The 16745-nt window shown below is 65.2% G+C and carries 13 protein-coding genes; 8 read left to right on the plus strand and 5 right to left on the minus strand.

Going from position 1 to position 16745, the window contains the following annotated elements:
- Positions 1 to 558 precede the first annotated feature (558 nt).
- The 3 genes from I6F17_RS21235 to I6F17_RS21245 all read right to left on the minus strand — a co-directional run bounded on the left by I6F17_RS21235 (position 559) and on the right by I6F17_RS21245 (position 5114).
- Positions 559 to 2580, minus strand: a complete 2022-nt coding sequence (locus tag I6F17_RS21235) for a YgiQ family radical SAM protein (protein ID WP_225124358.1) — start codon at positions 2578 to 2580, stop codon at positions 559 to 561.
- An 84-nt stretch (positions 2581 to 2664) separates the two neighbouring features.
- Positions 2665 to 4077 (minus strand): amidase, encoded by a 1413-nt coding sequence (locus I6F17_RS21240; RefSeq protein ID WP_225124359.1) that lies wholly within the window; start codon positions 4075 to 4077, stop codon positions 2665 to 2667.
- 2 nt (positions 4078 to 4079) lie between these two features.
- The gene (locus I6F17_RS21245; protein ID WP_225124360.1) at positions 4080 to 5114 is read right to left on the minus strand and encodes a LacI family DNA-binding transcriptional regulator; all 1035 of its coding nucleotides are present in this window, start codon (positions 5112 to 5114) and stop codon (positions 4080 to 4082) included.
- 204 nt (positions 5115 to 5318) lie between these two features.
- On the opposite strand from I6F17_RS21245, the gene I6F17_RS21250 reads away from it, so the two are divergent.
- From I6F17_RS21250 to I6F17_RS21275, 6 genes are all read left to right on the plus strand, one after another.
- A complete protein-coding gene (locus I6F17_RS21250) occupies positions 5319 to 6260 on the plus strand; it encodes an ABC transporter permease (RefSeq protein ID WP_036041720.1) in 942 nt (313 codons plus the stop codon).
- A gap of 20 nt (positions 6261 to 6280) precedes the next feature.
- The gene (locus I6F17_RS21255) at positions 6281 to 7168 is read left to right on the plus strand and encodes an ABC transporter permease (RefSeq protein WP_081493808.1); all 888 of its coding nucleotides are present in this window, start codon (positions 6281 to 6283) and stop codon (positions 7166 to 7168) included.
- The gene (locus I6F17_RS21260; RefSeq protein ID WP_225124361.1) at positions 7165 to 8154 is read left to right on the plus strand and encodes an ABC transporter ATP-binding protein; all 990 of its coding nucleotides are present in this window, start codon (positions 7165 to 7167) and stop codon (positions 8152 to 8154) included. The genes I6F17_RS21255 and I6F17_RS21260 overlap by 4 nt, the downstream gene beginning before the upstream one ends.
- Positions 8151 to 9179, plus strand: coding sequence for an oligopeptide/dipeptide ABC transporter ATP-binding protein (locus I6F17_RS21265; RefSeq protein ID WP_063710677.1), 1029 nt, complete (start codon positions 8151 to 8153; stop codon positions 9177 to 9179). The genes I6F17_RS21260 and I6F17_RS21265 overlap by 4 nt, the downstream gene beginning before the upstream one ends.
- 25 nt (positions 9180 to 9204) lie before the next feature.
- On the plus strand, positions 9205 to 10770 hold the full coding sequence (locus I6F17_RS21270) for an ABC transporter substrate-binding protein (RefSeq protein ID WP_036041680.1): 1566 nt from the start codon (positions 9205 to 9207) through the stop codon (positions 10768 to 10770).
- A gap of 160 nt (positions 10771 to 10930) precedes the next feature.
- The gene (locus I6F17_RS21275; protein ID WP_162131255.1) at positions 10931 to 11068 is read left to right on the plus strand and encodes a hypothetical protein; all 138 of its coding nucleotides are present in this window, start codon (positions 10931 to 10933) and stop codon (positions 11066 to 11068) included.
- Positions 11069 to 11074: 6 nt separating this feature from the next.
- Here I6F17_RS21275 and I6F17_RS21280 read toward each other — a convergent pair whose 3' ends face one another.
- Both I6F17_RS21280 and I6F17_RS21285 read right to left on the minus strand, forming a co-directional pair.
- Positions 11075 to 11740 (minus strand): GntR family transcriptional regulator, encoded by a 666-nt coding sequence (locus I6F17_RS21280; RefSeq protein ID WP_036041678.1) that lies wholly within the window; start codon positions 11738 to 11740, stop codon positions 11075 to 11077.
- 7 nt (positions 11741 to 11747) lie between these two features.
- Entirely contained in the window at positions 11748 to 13160 is a 1413-nt protein-coding gene (locus I6F17_RS21285) for an FAD-binding oxidoreductase (RefSeq protein ID WP_036041677.1), read from the minus strand.
- Positions 13161 to 13325: 165 nt separating this feature from the next.
- Between I6F17_RS21285 and I6F17_RS21290 the strand changes: the two genes are divergently transcribed.
- Entirely contained in the window at positions 13326 to 14210 is an 885-nt protein-coding gene (locus tag I6F17_RS21290; protein WP_036041715.1) for a dihydrodipicolinate synthase family protein, read from the plus strand.
- A gap of 200 nt (positions 14211 to 14410) precedes the next feature.
- Entirely contained in the window at positions 14411 to 16744 is a 2334-nt protein-coding gene (locus I6F17_RS21295; RefSeq protein WP_225124362.1) for a TonB-dependent siderophore receptor, read from the plus strand.
- Position 16745 lies beyond the last annotated feature (1 nt).

The raw sequence follows: 16745 nt of genomic DNA on the forward strand, positions 1-16745 counted from the left end.
GAGTCCACTAAGGGTCAAGACGCGAAGAACTAAGGCTTCGTCAATCTGGTCCGCTCTGACGCGATCAGTGGACTTCCGTCAGACCCCACGCAACTTCGCCGCTGGGCCAAAAGCCGCGAGCACCTCGAGCGCGGTAAAGCCGGCAGCGGGTATCGCAGCCTCCCGCTGGGCTGCTGGCGATCAAGCGATCATGAGCGCCGCCGCCTGCAGCACGTCGAGCCGCGGAACGAACTGCGCGCACGACGCGGTCGTGAACTCGACGACACCCGTGCTCAACAACGGAAGGGGCTCCCGATCCCGGTACATCCGATGCTGGCATTCTGCTCCTGTTTTGCCCGACGGAGCAACGGCTTCGTCTGATCAGCAGAATCAGAAGCAACTATTCGAAAAAATTGTGCTCGATCAACGAGCTAAAGGCGAGTGACGCGCCATCCGATCTCGTGGCGCTCTAAGCTGTTGATTTTGCTGCCCCTGCCTACTGTGCATGGGGTTGTTTTCGAACTTTTGTTTGGGAGAGCGCGAAAGCGCCCCCGACCCGCGCCTCATCCGGCTCGCGCGCTACTTCATCACCCGCAGGCCCTTGGTCGTAAACTTCTGCGTCTTGCCGCCGGGCCGCATTGGCCGCCTGGTGCCGGCGGCCTTGCCGGTGCCGGGAGGCTGGTGCGCAGGCACGAGCTGATGCGGCTGCGAGCCGATTAGGTCGCGGCGGCCCATCTCGATCAAGGCCTCGCGCAGCAGCGGCCAATTGTCGGGGTCGTGGTAGCGCAGGAAGGCCTTGTGCAGGCGGCGCTGGCGCAGGCCCTTGATCGCCTCGACCCTGTCGCTGCCGCCGTGGCGCACGCCGCGCAAGGGGTTGACGCCGGTGTGGTACATCGCGGTCGCGGTCGCCATCGGCGAGGGCAGGAAGGTCTGCACCTGGTCGGCGCGGTAGCGGTTCTTCTTCAGCCACAGCGCGAGGTTCATCATGTCCTCGTCGGTCGTGCCTGGATGCGCCGCGATGAAGTAGGGGATCAGGTAATATTTCTTGCCGGCGCGTTCGGCCGCCTCGTCGAACATGCGCTTGAACTTGTTGTAGGCGCCGATGCCCGGCTTCATCATCTTGTCGAGCGGGCCGCGCTCGGTATGTTCAGGCGCGATCTTCAAGTAGCCGCCGACGTGATGGGTGACGAGCTCCTTGATGTATTCGGGGCTCTCGACCGCGAGGTCGTAGCGCACGCCGGAGGCGACCATCACCTTCTTGATACCCTTGGTCTCGCGCACCTTGCGATAGAGCCGGATCAGGTCGTCATGCGAGGTGTTGAGGTTCGGGCAGATCTCGGGGAAGACGCAGGAAGGACGGCGGCATGCCGCCTCGACCTTCGGGTCCTTGCACGCCATCCGGTACATGTTGGCGGTGGGGCCGCCGATGTCGGAGATGACGCCGGTGAAGCCCGGCGTCTTGTCGCGGATGCGCTCGATCTCGCGCAGGATCGATCCCTCCGAGCGGTTCTGGATGATGCGGCCCTCGTGCTCGGTGATCGAGCAGAAGGTGCAGCCGCCGAAGCAGCCGCGCATGATCGTCACCGAGAACTTGATCATCTCCCAGGCGGGAATGCGTGCATCGCCATAGGACGGGTGCGGCGCGCGTGCGTAAGGCAGATCGTAGACCGCGTCCATCTCTTCCGTCGTGAGCGGGATCGGCGGCGGATTGAGCCAGAGGTCGCGGTCGCCGTGACGCTGCACCAGCGGCCGTGCATTGCCGGGATTGCTCTCCCGGTGCAGCACGCGCGAGGCGCGCGCATAGGCTTCCTTGTCCTGCTCGACCTGCTCCAGCGCCGGCAGGCGGATCACGGTGGGCCCGCGTTGACGCGATGCGCCCTCATCGGCGGACTCGAGATCGTCGGCGTGCAGCTCGGTGTAATCGTCCGGCACTTTTCGGAACAGCGCCACGCCCCTGATGTCGTCGAGCTCGCGCGGCGCCTCGCCGGCAGCGAGCCGGTGCGCCACTTCGACCACGGCACGCTCGGCGTTGCCGTAGAGCAGCAAGTCAGCCTTGGCGTCCGGCAGCACCGAGCGGCGCACCTTGTCGGACCAGTAATCGTAATGCGCGATCCGGCGCAGCGAAGCCTCGATGCCGCCGAGCACGATCGGGGTATCCTTGAACGCCTCGCGGCAGCGCTGGGCGTAGACGATCGTGCAGCGGTCCGGCCGCTTGCCGCCTTCGCCGCCCGCCGTATAGGCGTCATCGCTGCGGATGCGCCGGTCCGCGGTGTAGCGGTTCACCATGGAATCCATGTTGCCGCCGGTGACGCCGAAGAACACTCTTGGCTTGCCGAGCGCCTTGAACGGCTCCGCCGAATGCCAGTCCGGCTGCGCGATGATGCCGACCCGAAACCCTTGCGCCTCCAGCAGCCGGCCGATGATCGCCATGCCGAAGCTCGGATGGTCGACATAGGCATCCCCGGTGACCAGCACGATGTCGCAGGCGTCCCAGCCGAGCGCATTCATCTCGGCGCGGCTCATGGGGAGGAACGGCGCCGGCTTGCGCGGGCGCGCCTGAGCCATCAGCGGCTTTTCGGCGGTGATCATCTGGGTGTCCATGGCGCCTACGCATAGGGCTCCGAGGCCATGAATTCAACCGACGGGCGCGTGAAAGATCAGGTTCCGCGGGACATGGCCTTTCCCTCAGGATGGCGAGGAAAACGCCTGCTCGATCCGCGCCGCGAAGGAGATCAGGCGCTCCTCGCTGTGCGGTGGGCCGACGACCTGCAAGGAGACCGGCATGCCGGCCCCATCGCGGCCGGCGGGCACCGCCAGCGCAGGGCAGCCGAGGATCGACCAGACATAGGTGATCATGATCCAGTCGATGTAGATCTTCGATGCCGTCCCCTCGATCTCGGCCGGCCACATGATCTCGACAGGGAACGGCGCGACCTGCGTGGTCGGGCAGATCAGGATGTCGAAGTCGGTGAAGAAGTCCTGCATGCGCCGGTAGATGGCCGCCCACTGCTCCATCGCGGACGCGATGCCTCGCGCGGACAGGCTTTCGCCATGTGCGATGTCGCTGGCAACCTCGGGCGTGAAGCGCTCGCGCGATTGCGGCCAAAGTCTGCCCCAGGTGGCAAGATAGGCGAGACCACGTAGCGCGCGGATCACGCGCGGCAGCCCGGCGAGATCAGGGGCGGTCTCGCTCATCCTGCAGCCGGCGGGTTGGAGCTGGTCGATCGCGCCGCGGAAGGCGGAACGAATGTCATGATCGACCGGCAGCAGGCCGAGATCCTCGGACACCGCTATTCGCCCCGCCCATCCGGGTCGTGCGGCGGCGTTGCGGAACGATGCGGGATGCTCGCGCGACAACAGATCGGGCGGATGGAAGCCGGCCATCGCATCCAGCATCAAGGCAAGATCGGGAATCGTCCGCGCCATCGGTCCCTCGACGAAAACGGTGTCGAACGGATCGGAGAGCGGCTTTCTTGGCACGAGGCCCGGTGTGGGCCTCAGCCCCGCAACACCGCAAAATGCGGCCGGCGTGCGCAGGCTGCCGCCGACATCGTTGCCATGGGCGAGATAGACCTGATGCGCGGCCAGCGCCGCTGCCGATCCGCCGGAGGAGCCGCCCGCGGTCAGCGCAGGAAAGAACGGATTGCGCGTCGCGCCGAACAGCGCGTTGGTGGTGTTGGCGCCGCCGAGCTCCGACAGATTGCTCTTGCCCACGGCGATGGCGCCATTGCGCTGGAGACGATAGATCGCGGGATTCGATATCTCGGGGGCGCCGCGGGCCGCCAGCGCGCTGCCGCCGCTGGTCGGCACGCCTGCGACATCGGTGTTGTCCTTGACCGCGAGCGGAAGCCCGCAGAGCAGGGGCCAGTCCTCACCGGCCGCCTTTCTCTCCATAAGCCGCCGTGCTTCACCCCGTGCGGCCTCGAAGCAGCGAACCGGAATCGCGTTGATTCCCGCATCCGTCGCTTCGATCCTGTCGATCGCGGCATCGACCACGTCGAGCGGCGACAGATGGCCTTTGCGAATCTCGGCAATGGCGTCGACGGCGGACAGCGCAAGAATGCCGGTGGAAGGCGCAAGGCTGGGCGCATCACTCATCTCTATGTCCGGATCGCGGCGGTGGACCCGCGCACCACCAGCGCCGGCTGAAGCTGGATCGATCTCGCCTCTCCCTCGACGCCGGAACGTCCCTCCGAAACTCGCGACAGCAGGGTCGAGATCGTGGTTTGGGCAATCGCCTCGGATGGCTGCGTCACGATGGTCATGCCCGGCCGCACCAAGCCGGCCCACGGAGGCTCGTCGACCGCGATGACGGAGAGGTCGTCGGGAATCGAGAGACCGCGCTCGGCAATGGCGCGAAGCAGTCCGAGCGAAAGATGATTGTTGGTGGCGAAGATCGCGGTCGGTCGCTGCGCATGCCGCAGGAGCCGCATTGCGGCGGCATGGCCGGCGGCCTCGGAGAAATTGTCCTTCTCGATCAGCCGTTCGTCGAGGGTGGTGCCACGCGAGGCCAGGCCGCTTCTGAGGCCATCGAGGCGGTGGCGCGCGATCTGATGCTCGGGCGATCCCATGATCACGGCGATGCGGCGATGGCCGAGATCGTCGAGATGTTCGGCCGCGAGCCGTCCCAGCGCAACGTTGTCGGTCGTGACGGAATCGAGCTCGAGCCCCTCGATGCGTCGGTCCACCAGAATGCCCGGCATCGGCAAGTCCGCCAGCGCGGCCTGGCGTCCGCTCCAGCCGCGCCGGGTCGGGATGATGATGACGCCGTCGGCGCGCTGCGACAGCAGCATGGCAAGATGCCGCTCCTCGCGCTCGGGGTCTTCGGCACTGTTGCAGAGAATGACGGAATATCCCGCGGCGCTCGACAGCCGCTCGATGCTCTCGACGAGCCTCAGGAAATAGGGATTGGCGAGGTCTGCCACGAGCAGCCCGAGGATGCGCGTGGCGCCGCTGCGCAGGCTGCGGGCGCTGGCATGCGGTGCATAGCCGAGCTTGCGTGCTGCCGCATTGACGCGCGCCTGGAGGAGCTCGCTGACCTTGCCCGACCGGTTGAGCGTCTTCGACACGGTGGCCACGGAGACACCGGCGAGCCGGGCGACCTCGTGGATAGTGGGCAACGGCGCTGCCGGCATCAACCATTCTCCTGTTAAACGTTTTTGTATTGGTTGGACTGACTGGAGGCAAGCCAAAAGACGCATAAGAAATGTACAAGATCGTTGCGATAGACCAGCTTCCGTGCTTCATTAGAAAAACGTTTAATTAAGGACCAGGGAGGCAATGTTGCGTGGGCTGGATGGCGTCCGGCGATCGCCGGTCCGCATGTGCAGGCGCTCGGCATGACCGGCTATGTGCTAGGCCGGCTGTTCGCGGCCATCCCCGTGCTGCTCGCTGTCGCGGTATTCGTCTTTCTGCTGCTGAGCCTCGTGCCGGGCGATCCCGCCGTGCTGATCGCCGGCGACTTCGCCTCGCCGCCACAGGTGGAGGCGGTGCGCCAGGCGCTCGGACTCAATCTGCCGCTGCTGCCGCGTTTCCTCGCATGGACCGGCCGCATCCTGAGCGGCGATTTCGGCCTGTCGCTGTTCAGCCGCATCCCGGTCTCGCAGCTCGTCGCGCAGCGGATCGAGCCGACGCTGCTTCTCTCTCTCATGACGATCACGATCGCGGTCGTCGTAGCCGTGCCGCTCGGCCTCGTCGCCGCCTATCGTCCGAGGGGGCTCGTCGCGCGCCTGACCATGGCGGGGGCGGTGCTCGGCTTCTCATTGCCGGTCTTCGTCGTCGCTTTCGCGCTTGTCTATACGCTCGCACTCGGCCTGCACTGGTTTCCGGTGCAGGGCTATAAGCCGCTGTCGCAGGGCGTGCTGGCCTGCCTGCATTCGCTCGTGCTGCCCGCGATCTCGCTGAGCTTCCTCTATATCGCCTTGATCGCGAGGGTGACGCGCGCTGCGGTGCTGGAGGTGCTGCGCGAAGATTATGTCCGCACCGCCCATGCCAAGGGGCTCGCGGCCCGCAAAATCATCGTACGGCACGTGCTCAGCAATGCCGCAGTCCCGATCATCACGGTCGTCGGCATCGGATTTGCCGCGCTGCTTGGCGGCGTCGTCGTTACCGAGACCGTGTTTTCCATTCCCGGCCTCGGCAGGCTGACCGCAGACTCCATTCTCCGGCGCGACTATCCGGTGGTGCAAGCCCTGATCCTGCTGTTCGCCTTCGTCTATGTCGTCGTCAATCTCGTGGTCGACATTCTCTACGCCGTCGTCGATCCGCGGATCCGGTACTGATGCAGGACGAGCCGATGGCGATGACCCACGCAGCAGAAGGGCTCGATGCGCCGGACATCGGTGTCAACCGGTTTGCGCAGATCGCGAGCCTGCCGGTTCGCCAGCCGATACTGGCTCTGAGTTGCGTTCTGCTGCTCGCCTTTGGCGTGACGGCCGTCGTGAGCCCGTGGATCACTGCGGATCCCGCCGCGCTGGACCCGCTGAACCGGCTTCAACCGCCGTCGCCGGCGGAACCCTTCGGCACCGACCAAGTCGGACGTTCCGTGTTTGCCCGCGCGCTGGTGGGAACGCGGGTTTCGCTGTCGGTCGGCATTGCCGTTGCTGTTCTCACCACGCTGATCGGCGTGTGCATCGGTGTCATCGCCGGTTATTTCCGCAGCGTCGACAAGATCGTGATGCGCGCGATGGATGCGGTGATGGCAATCCCCGCGATCCTGCTCGCGATCGCACTCGTGGCGCTGATTGGCGCTTCGCCCGTCGTGATCGTCACGGCGATCAGCCTCCCGGAAATTCCCCGCATGGCGCGCGTGGTGCGCGCCAGCGTTCTCAGTTTGCGCGAACGCGTCTATGTCGAGGCCGCCATCACTTGCGGCGGGCGTCCCGTGACCATCCTGCATCGTCACATCCTGCCCGGCGCTGCCGGGCCGATCATGGTGCAGTCGACCTACGTCTTTGCCTCCGCGATGATCCTGGAATCGATCCTGTCGTTTCTCGCTGCGGGCACGCCGCCCGACGTGCCGAGTTGGGGAAACATGATGTCGGAGGGACGGCAGTTTCTGCAGATCGCGCCGTGGATCCTCGGCTTCCCAGCCTTGATGCTGGCGATGACGGTGCTCGCCGCCAACCTGCTCGGCGATGCGCTTCGCGACCTGCTCGATCCGAGCTTTGCCGGGGGCGAGATGCGATGAGTACGCCGCTGCTCTCCGTCGAGAACCTCTCCATTACGCTCAACACCCGAGGCATCCCGGTGCCGCTCGTCCGCAACGTCTCGTTTGCGATCGATCCGGGTGAAACGCTTTGCCTCGTCGGCGAGAGCGGCTGCGGCAAGAGCCTGACCGCGCTCTCCATCATCGGCCTGCTCAACCGAAGTGTCATGCAGGTCGCTTCCGGCCGCATCCTCTTCGAGGGGCGCGATCTCGTCACGCTCGGGGCCGAGGAACTGCGCAAGCTCCGGGGCGACCGTCTCGCGATGGTGTTTCAGGAGCCGATGACGTCGCTCAATCCGCTGCTGCGGGTCGGCGAGCAGATCGCGGAGGTGATCGTCGAGCATCGTGGCGTGTCCGAGGCGGACGCGCGGCGGCAGGCGGTCGGATTGCTCGATCTCGTTCGCATTCCGGATGCGCGGCGACGGGCCTCCGAATTTCCGCACCAGCTTTCCGGTGGCATGCGGCAGCGCGTGATGATCGCGATGGCGCTCGCCCTGCGCCCCGCATTGCTGATCGCCGACGAGCCGACCACCGCGCTCGACGTCACCATCCAGGCCCAGGTCTTGACCCTGATCGACGATCTGCGTCGCGAGTTCGGCACGTCCGTGCTCCTGATCACGCACGATCTCGGGGTCGTCGCGGAAATGGCCGACCGGGTCGTCGTGCTCTACGCCGGCAGCATCGTCGAGCAGGCCGGCGTCAACGGCATCTTCGATGCCGCGGCCCATCCCTATACGCGCGGCCTGCTTGGGGCGATCGGCCAGCTCAACAGCGGCACCCGCGATCGTCTCGCCGAGATTCCCGGCAGCGTGCCGAGCCCGGTCTCGCTCGGCACGGGCTGCGCCTTTCGCCAGCGCTGCGGCGCGGCGATGCCGGTGTGTCACTCGGAATCGCCGTTGTTGTCGGGCGCTGACGAGCACCTGACGGCATGCTGGCTGGGCAAGGCCGGCGCGATGGTGCCGGCATGAGCGCCGTCCTCGAGGTCTCAGGTCTGACCCAGATCTTCACCTCACGGCAGGGGCCGTTCGGATTGTTCGGCCGGCGCGATCTTCGCGCCGTCGACGACGTCAGCTTCGTCGTCGCGCGCGGACGTACCTTCTGCCTCGTTGGTGAAAGCGGCTGCGGCAAGACCACGATCGGCCGCATGGTCGTGCGCCTGTTGCGGCCGACGGCCGGCTCCGTCCACATCAATGGCGAGGACTTCGGCAATCTCTCCGGCGAGACGCTGCGCAGGAAGCGCCAGCAGGTGCAGATGGTGTTCCAGGATCCCTTCGCCTGCCTCAACTCGCGCATGACCGCGGCGGAGATCGTCGAAGAGCCCTTGCAGAATTTCGGCATCGGCGATGTGGTGTCGCGACGGCGGAAGGTCGCGCGTCTGTTCGACCAGGTCGGCCTGCCCCAACATTTTCGCGCACGTCTGCCGCATCATCTGTCGGGCGGACAGCGGCAGCGCCTCGGCATCGCGCGGGCGCTCGCCGCGGATCCCGCGCTGATCGTCGCGGACGAGGCGGTCGCGGCGCTGGACGTGTCGATCCGCTCCCAGATCCTGAATCTCCTGAAGGATGTCCAGCGCGAGATCGGGATCTCCTATCTGTTCATCTCGCATGATCTCGCCGTGGTGCGCTATCTCGCGGACGACGTGGCGGTGATGTATCTCGGCGCCATCGTCGAGCAGGGGCCGGCGAAAGCCGTGTTCGCTGCACCGGTGCATCCGTATACGCGGGCGTTGATCGATTCCGTCCCTGCGGTCCACCCGCGCAACCGGCGCCGCCGCGCGGCTCTCGAAGGCGAGGTGCCGAGCGCCGCTTCGCTGCCGTCCGGATGCCGCTTTCGCACGCGCTGTCCGTTCGCGACGGACATTTGCGCGCAAGCGGCGCCGGCGATGACTGAAGTCACGCCCGGCCATGCCGTCGCCTGTCATCACGCAGGATCGCTGCCACGCTTCGACGCGCCGGGTCCGGGCCGGGCAGTAGCCCCCGACGCAGTTGCCTAGAAACAGAAAACGGGAGGAGTATCAAATGAGATCGCCGAACGGAATATTTGCGGTCATGATGGCGGCAGGCTGGCTGGGTGCAATATCGCCTGCCGTTGCGGAGACGGTGCTCAAGATCCGCCCCTTCGGCGATCTCAAGCAGATCGATCCCGTGATCACGTCCGACTATATGGTTCGTAACCACGGCTATATGGTGTACGACACGCTGTTCTCGCTGGATGAGAAGCTCGTCGCGCAGCCGCAGATGCTGGAGTCCTTTGCGATCGGCAGCGATCAACTCACCTACACCTTCACGCTGCGCGGCGGCCTGACCTTCAGCAACGGCCAGCCGGTCACCGCGGAGGATGCGGTCGTATCGCTGAAGCGCTGGTGGCAGCGCGATGGCCTTGGCCAACAGCTTGCCTCCGTCAGCGACAGCCTGACGGTCAGGGACGAAAAATCCTTCGAACTGAAGCTCAAGCGCCCGTGGGGGCTGGTGATCGAGGCGCTCTCCAAGCCGAGCTCCAACGTGCCCTTCATCATGCCGAAGGGGATCGCTGCGACGCCGGCGGATACCGCCATCACGGATGCGACCGGCTCGGGTCCCTTCATCATGAAGAAGGACGAGTGGGTTCCGGGCTCCAAGGTCGTTTACGTCAAGAGCCCGTCCTACAAGTCGCGCGCGGAGCCGGCGAGCGGGCTTGCCGGCGGTAAGCTCGCCAAGGTCGACCGGGTCGAATGGCATTACATCCCGGATGCGCAGACCGCGCTCAATGCACTCCAGGCCGGCGAGATCGACATTTTCGAGGAGGTGCCGCCGGACTTCCTGCCGACGCTTGCCGGCAATCCCGACATCAAGACGATGCCGCAGGACACGCTCGGCATGCAGATGGTGTTCCGCATGAACATTTCGGTCCCGCCGTTCAACAATCCAAAGGTCCGGCAGGCGATCAGCTACATGATCGACCAGGACAAGTTCGCGCGAGCCTATGTCAGCGACCCCAAGCTCTACAAGAGCTGCCCGAGCTTCTACATGTGCTCGTCGCCCTATTTCACGGCTGCCGGCTGGACCAAGCCCGATATCGAAAAGGCTAAGAAGCTGATCGCCGACAGCGGTTATGATGGTACGCCGGTCGTGGTGCTGCACGCGACCGAGAGCGGACCGACGAATACGTTCAGCCTCGTCGCCGAGCAGATGATGCGCCAGATCGGCCTCAAGGTCGAGCCGCAGGCGATGGACTGGGGCACGCTGGTCGGACGCCGCGCGTCCAAGGAAACCGTCGACAAGGGCGGCTGGTCGCTGTTCATGTCGGGACCGACGGGCGCCGACATGTTCGAGCCGGTCGGCCACCTGGGGCTGCGCGCAAACTGCGACAAGGCCTGGTTCGGCTGGCCTTGCGACGAGCAGATCGAAAAGCTGCGCAACGAATTCGCGTTGGCGACAGATCCCGAGCAGAAAAAGAAGATCGCAGCCGACCTCCAGCTCCGCGCCGTCGACTATGTGCCGTATTGGCCTGCTGCACAGCTCTATCTAGTGCGGGCGGTACGCAGCAACGTTGACGGCCTCGTAAAGGGGGCGGTCCCGGTCTACTGGAATATCACCAAGAAGTAGTGCGATCCGGCACGGCGCCGGAGGAACCAATCGCTCCCAGCAACATTCAGATGAAGGGTTCGACGCGGGCCCGGGTTGCGCGCGCCTCCATCGTTTCGGCGCTCGTGACGTCGCCTCTGGCGATGGGGGAATCGTGGGTACGGTCATAGAGAACTTGCTGATGCGGAAGCAGAAGCTGGTCGAACAGCTCGAAACGGCGCCATCGGTGGAGGATCGCGACCGAATCGAGCACCAGCTCGAGCAGATCAACACCGCTCTGGATTTTCTGGACAGGCCGGGATCGAAGGAGAAGCGGTAGACGCGCTCAATCCACCTTCAGCGCCGTGGCATAGACCATTCCCGAATTCGTGATGTGCGTCGTCATCAGGCCTTCGAAGCCGGCGAACTCGCCGCGCGCGAACAGATCGAGCAGCTTGCGGTGCTCGTCGAAGGAAGTGCGGGTGCGCACGTCGATCGGCGAGGTCAGATTGGTGCGGAGCGCGGCGACGCGGCCGGAGACGAGCTGATAGGATTCGGCGAGATAGCGGTTGCCGCAATGGGCGAACAGCGCCTCGTGAAAAGCGGTGTCGGCGCGGCCATAGGCGATGTTGTCCTTTGCCGCGACGGCCGGCTCCATCGCCGCGATCGCGGCGCCCATGGACGCAATCGCGCCGTCGCGGTCATTGCCGAAGGCGAGCTCGGCGGCCTTGGGCTCGAGCGCAATGCGGAAGGTGCAGAGCGCATGGATGTCGTCCGCACTCGGCGTGAAGACGAAGCTGCCGACCTGGGGTCGGATCACCACGAGTCCCTGCGCCTGCAGCTGGCCCATGGCTTCGCGCACCGGCGTGCGGCTGACGCCGAAGGAGTTGGCCACCATCTCCTCGGAGATGGCAGCGCCTAACGCGAACTCGCCGTCGATGATGGCCTGGCGCAGCCGCAGCATCACCCGCTGCGACAGCGATTTCGGCGTATCGAGCTTGAGCGATCGCATGGTGCGTTCAGATCACCTTGCCGGGATTGAGCAGGTGATCGGGGTCGAGCGCCGCCTTGAGCGTGCGCATCAGCGCGATCTCGGCCTCGCCCCTCGCATGGCCCAGCCATTGCTTCTTCAAGGTGCCGATGCCGTGCTCGGCGGAGACGCTGCCGCCGAGCTCGCGGACCAGACCGTAGATGATCGCGTCCATCTCCTCCTTCGGCTGCTGCGCGACGGAAAGGCCGGTGACCCAGGCGACGAGATGCAGATTGCCGTCGCCGATATGGCCGTAATAGACACTCTCGCAACCCTTGATGCCTGCAGCGAGCGCGGCCTTGCAGCGTGTGACGAACTCGTCCATCCGTGCCACCGCAAGGCCGATGTCGTAGGAGATGTGCGGCCCCAGCACCTGGCCGAACTCGGCGCAGATGTCGCGCACGCGCCAGAAGCTCTGCGTCTGCGCCAGCGATTGCGCCACCGCGGCATCCGCCAGCAGCCCGCGCTCCATCAGCTCCTCGAGCCAGCTCTGGAAGCGCGGCGCATCCACGCTCTCGTCGGTGCCCTGCGCTTCCGCCAGCACGTAGAGACCGTGGCCTGGGGCGACCGGCGGCTTCACGCCGGCGCGATTCGTGATCACGTCCCAATAATCCGGCCACATCACTTCGAAGGCGGACAGCAGCGGGCCGAGCCCTGAGCGCGCGGCGTCGAGCAGCGCGATCACCGCGGCATAATCCTTCAGCGCGCACAGCGCGGCCATGGTCGAGCGCGGCTTCGGGAACAGTTTTAGCACCACGCGGGTGATGATGCCGAGGGTGCCTTCCGAGCCGATGAACAGATGCTTCAGGTCATAGCCTGCATTGTTCTTCATCAGCTTGTTGAGGCTGGTGATGATGGTGCCGTCCGGCAGCACCACTTCGAGACCAAGCACCAGCTCGCGCGTCATGCCGTAACGGATCACGCGGTTGCCGCCGGCGTTGGTCGAGAGATTGCCGCCGATCGCGCAGGAGCCGCGCGAGCCGAGATCGAGCGGAAAGAAGAAGCCGGCTTCGTCGGCCGCCTTCTGGATCGTCTCCAGCGGCGTGCCGGCTTTCACCGTCATCGTCATCGAGGCGCGATCGATCTCCTCGATGCCGGTCATGCGCTCCAGCGAGATTGCGACCCAGCCAGCTTCCGGCGAAGCGCCGCGGCACAGTCCGGTCAGTCCGCCCTGCGGCACGAACGGCAAATGCGCCTGCCGGCAGGTCGCAATCGCGTCGGCAACGCCCTGCGCATCGACGGGGCGGATCACCGCGCGCGGCGTCTGCGGCAGGCTCGCGCTCCAGTCGTTGCAATTGCGCGCCGGCACATCTGTGCCAACAAGCACCGCCGCCGCGCCGAGCCTGTCGCGCAACACGCCGAGCAATTGGTCGGGGCGTCCGGTGGGGGTCACCATGTCCATGCGAGACCTCCTCAAGATCTGGCCGCGCACATGGCGCGGAGAATTTGCATCAACGTTGTATGTAAGGTACAAGGGCGAAAGTAAAGTGAAAACAAGGCCTCGACAAGTCCGGAAGATCTTTGAAGATCAGCGGCTTAGCCGGGGGCGGCAGCAAAGGGTGGTGTGATGACCGAGGCGATTCGCGGGTTCTGGGTGGCGTCGGCGACGCCGCTGGCGACGGACGGCAGTGTGGACGCCGCCAAGCTCGCCTCTCACGCCAAGCACCTCTTCGGCAAGGGCGTCGACGGCGTCGTGCTGTTCGGCACCACCGGCGAGGGGACCTCATTCAACGCCGCCGAACGGATCGCGACGATCGAGGCGATGCTCAGGGCCGGGATCGCGGCGGAGCGCATCGGAATCGGCGGCGGCTTTCCTGCCATCACGGACAGCATTGCGCTGACGCGCGCCGTGCTCGGCCTCGGCCTGCGCCACGTGTTGCTGCTGCCGCCCTATTTCGATCGGAGTGTCACGCCTGAAGGCATCGAGGATGCCTTTGCCGCCGTCATCGACGGTGTTGCCGACGATCGTCTGCGCGCCTCGCTCTACCACATTCCGCAAGTCTCGGGCGTTGCGATCCCGACGACAGTCGCCGCAAGCCTGCGCAAGCGCTACGGCCAAGTGGTTGCCGGCCTGAAGGACTCCAGCGGCGACTTCAAGCAGTTCAAGGCATTCCGTGCCGCCGCGCCCGAGCTCGCCATCACCGTCGGCAACGAAGCCGATATCACTCGCGCGATTGCCGCGGGCGGCGCCGGCACCATCTGCGGCATGGCCAACGTCGTGCCCGAGCTGGTCAAGGGCATGCTCGACGGCAAGGACGTCGAAGCGCGCATGCAGGCGGCGGTCGACGTCGTGCTGAAGACGCCCTCCCTGGTCGCAACGCTGAAGGCGATCCTCGCGGCGCAGACCGGCGATGCAGGTTGGCTGCGCGTGCGTCCGCCGCTCCGCGCTTTGTCGGACGGCAGTGCGTTCAAGCGGAAGCTCGACGAGTTGATCGCTCCCGCCATCGCGTGATCGTGAAATATCGGGCCACGCTCTCGCGATTTCGCGTGCAGCGTGTCATGCGCGGTGTACCGGCAATTCATGATTGCTGTCCAGCATCCGCCTCCTCTTAGAACAATTCAACACTAGAGCGATTCAAGCTCGGCTACGGTTCTCCTTGATCGCGGCGGCTGTTACAGGCGCACACTTCAATGCTCCTGACTTGAAGTGGAATGAAAGTGCGTGCCTTCGTGGATGGCCAACGTGACAACGGCCATCGAACTCGTGCCGGCAAGAGCCGTGCAGGTCTTCTCATGGGAGCAGCGGTGCTGCTCATCGAATATCCCTCCATCACGACGAGCGCACAGGCGCAATCGGCTCTGCCGCCGGTGACGGTGGAGGCGCCGGTGCCACGACCGAAGCCGGCACGTGCATCGGAGCAGTCGTCACGCCGCACGCAAACGGCGGCGCGCCGCCAGCCCAGCCGCAATCCCGCACCCGCGGCGCCGACGCTGTCGGAGCGCGCCGCTGCCGAAGCCGCCGCACAGCAAGCCGCCAAGCTCGGCTACCGCGCGATGCCGAGTGCGACTACGCTACGCAGCGGCGCCTCGCCGCTCGACACCTCGCAGGCCGTCAACGTTGTGCCCGCGCAGGTGCTGAAAGACCAGCTCCCGCGCAACATCGACGACGCGCTGAGCAACGTCTCCGGCGTCACCCAGACCAACACGCTCGCCGGCAGCCAGGACGCGGTGATCCGCCGTGGCTTCGGCGACAACCGCGACGGATCGATCATGCGCAACGGCATGCCGCTGGTGCAGGGCCGCAGTCTCAATCCTGCGGTCGAAAGCGTCGAGGTGCTGAAAGGCCCGGCCTCGCTGCTCTACGGCATCATGGATCCCGGCGGCATCGTCAACACCATCAGCAAGCGGCCCGAGCTCTATCAGCACGGCTCGGTCACGCTGCTCGGCTCGGCCTTCAGTGCCTCCAAGACCGGTGCCGACGGCCTGCTCGACGTCACCGGTCCGATCGGCGACCAGGGGCTCGCCTATCGTTTCATCGGCTACGGCGTCAGCGAGGATTATTGGCGGAATTTCGGTCGTCACCGCGAGATGCTGGTTGCGCCCTCGCTCGCGTGGTACGGCCAGGACACCACGGTGCAGCTGAACTACGAGCACCGCGAGTTCATCTATCCGTTCGACCGCGGCACCGCGTTCAATCCGGTGACGAAGGCGCCGCTGGCCGTGCCCGCTACGCGCCGACTGGATGAGTCTTTCAACAACACCTGGGGCACGTCCGATCTGATCCAGGCTTCGGTCGAGCACCGTTTCAACCAGGATTGGAAGCTCTACGCAGGCTACAGCTACAACACCGAAACCTTCAGCGCCAACCAGCTCCGCATCACCGGCATCAATTTCACGACCGGCGTCGAGACGCGCAGCAATGACGGCACGGGAAGCTCGCTGAGCAATGTCAGCTATGGGACATCCTATGTCTCGGGCGGCTTCTGGCTCGGCGACATGCGCAACGAGGTGCTATTCGGCGGCGACGGTCAGTATCGCACGATCTACCGCGACGTCTTGATCCGGCAGACAACTCCCGCCTTCAACGTCTACGATCCTGTCTATGGGCTGATCGGGCCTGGAACCAGGGTGTCGAACCCCGACAGCGCCCAGACCGACAAGCTTGGCCAGTGGTCGCTGTTCTTCCAGGACACGCTGCATCTGACCGAGCGGTTCGCACTGGTCGGTGGTGTGCGCTATATGGACTACGATCAGATCGCCGGACGCGGAAAGCCGTTCAACACCAACACAAACGTGTCGCAAGACAAGGTGCTCCCGCTTGGCGGCGCGATTTTCAAGCTGACCGACCAGATCTCGCTTTATGCGAGCTACACCGAATCGCTGAAGCCGAACTCGACGATTGCGCCGATCGGCGTGGTGATCGACTCCAGGGTCGCGCCCGAGGAGGGTGTGTCGTACGAGACCGGCGTGAAGTTCGACATCAACCAGCGCATCTCCGGGACCGTCGCATTCTACGACCTCGACAAGAAGAATGTGCAAACGACGAAGACGAACAGCGCGGGCGTGGTGGAGCTTCACACCGTCGGCCGCGCTCATTCGCGCGGCCTCGAAATCGACGTCACCGGCAGGCTCATCGACGGTTGGGCATTGATTGGGAGCTATGGCTATACTGACGCCCGCGTGACGGCCTCCGAGGATCTGACGTTGCTCGGCAAGAAGCTGCAAAACGTCGCCTTGAACACCGCTTCGCTCTATCTGGTCTACGACTTCAGCACCGCCTTGCCCGGCCAGCTCCGTCTCGGCGGCGGCGCGCGCTATGTCGGCGACCGTCCCGGCGATTCGATCAACAGCTTCTTCCTGCCGTCCTATGTCGTCGCAGACCTCTTTGCGACTTACGAGACGAAACACGAGCAGTTTCCGGTGGTGTACCAGGTGAACGTCAAGAACCTGTTCGACACGGTCTACTATCCCTCAGCCGTGAATAATTTAAACGTCGCTATCGGCGACGCGCGCCGGGTGTCTCTCTCGGCGACGGTGAAGTTCTAGC

Origin of the sequence: Bradyrhizobium sp. NBAIM18 (genome assembly GCF_020193825.1) — a bacterium.
In the GTDB taxonomy this organism is placed as follows: Bacteria; Pseudomonadota; Alphaproteobacteria; order Rhizobiales; family Xanthobacteraceae; genus Bradyrhizobium; species Bradyrhizobium yuanmingense.

Bases quoted from the DNA above. Each gene is read 5' to 3' on its own strand.
- I6F17_RS21235 (WP_225124358.1), bottom strand. From the start codon at position 2,580: ATGGACACCCAGATGATCACCGCCGAAAAGCCGCTGATGGCTCAGGCG.
- I6F17_RS21240 (WP_225124359.1), bottom strand. From the start codon at position 4,077: ATGAGTGATGCGCCCAGCCTTGCGCCTTCCACCGGCATTCTTGCGCTG.
- I6F17_RS21245 (WP_225124360.1), bottom strand. From the start codon at position 5,114: ATGCCGGCAGCGCCGTTGCCCACTATCCACGAGGTCGCCCGGCTCGCC.
- I6F17_RS21250 (WP_036041720.1), top strand. From the start codon at position 5,319: ATGACCGGCTATGTGCTAGGCCGGCTGTTCGCGGCCATCCCCGTGCTG.
- I6F17_RS21255 (WP_081493808.1), top strand. From the start codon at position 6,281: ATGACCCACGCAGCAGAAGGGCTCGATGCGCCGGACATCGGTGTCAAC.
- I6F17_RS21260 (WP_225124361.1), top strand. From the start codon at position 7,165: ATGAGTACGCCGCTGCTCTCCGTCGAGAACCTCTCCATTACGCTCAAC.
- I6F17_RS21265 (WP_063710677.1), top strand. From the start codon at position 8,151: ATGAGCGCCGTCCTCGAGGTCTCAGGTCTGACCCAGATCTTCACCTCA.
- I6F17_RS21270 (WP_036041680.1), top strand. From the start codon at position 9,205: ATGAGATCGCCGAACGGAATATTTGCGGTCATGATGGCGGCAGGCTGG.
- I6F17_RS21275 (WP_162131255.1), top strand. From the start codon at position 10,931: ATGCGGAAGCAGAAGCTGGTCGAACAGCTCGAAACGGCGCCATCGGTG.
- I6F17_RS21280 (WP_036041678.1), bottom strand. From the start codon at position 11,740: ATGCGATCGCTCAAGCTCGATACGCCGAAATCGCTGTCGCAGCGGGTG.
- I6F17_RS21285 (WP_036041677.1), bottom strand. From the start codon at position 13,160: ATGGACATGGTGACCCCCACCGGACGCCCCGACCAATTGCTCGGCGTG.
- I6F17_RS21290 (WP_036041715.1), top strand. From the start codon at position 13,326: ATGACCGAGGCGATTCGCGGGTTCTGGGTGGCGTCGGCGACGCCGCTG.
- I6F17_RS21295 (WP_225124362.1), top strand. From the start codon at position 14,411: ATGAAAGTGCGTGCCTTCGTGGATGGCCAACGTGACAACGGCCATCGA.